The organism is Actinoplanes sp. NBRC 101535 (assembly GCF_030269225.1).
In the GTDB taxonomy this organism is placed as follows: Bacteria; Actinomycetota; Actinomycetes; order Mycobacteriales; family Micromonosporaceae; genus Actinoplanes; species Actinoplanes rectilineatus.
In genome coordinates this window covers 1-255 of sequence record NZ_BSSY01000077.1, presented here as the reverse complement: position 1 = coordinate 255, position 255 = coordinate 1, and the positions used below count along the sequence as shown (strand labels likewise).

Genomic DNA, 255 nt, shown 5'->3' with positions numbered 1-255 from the left:
TCGTGTCCTTGCTCTGCGAGGACACCATCGCGCCGGGACCGGTCACCACGGCGGCTGTCGGCATCGACGCCGGACTCGACCACCTGGTGACCCTGTCAACCGGGGAGAAGGTCGCCAACCCCCGCCATGAACGCGCCGACCGGCTCCGGCTGGCCCGCGCGCAGCGGGAACTGGCCCGCAAGGACAAGGGCTCCGCCAACCGGGCGAAAGCCCGGCTCACGGTCGCCCGCGTCCACGCCCGCATCACCGACCGCC

Annotated in this window: 1 protein-coding gene; it reads left to right on the top strand. The window is 72.9% G+C overall.

Annotated elements, in window-relative coordinates:
• The coding region (locus QSK32_RS45425) for a transposase (protein ID WP_285475573.1) at nucleotides 1-255 on the top strand (255 nt) is incomplete at both ends.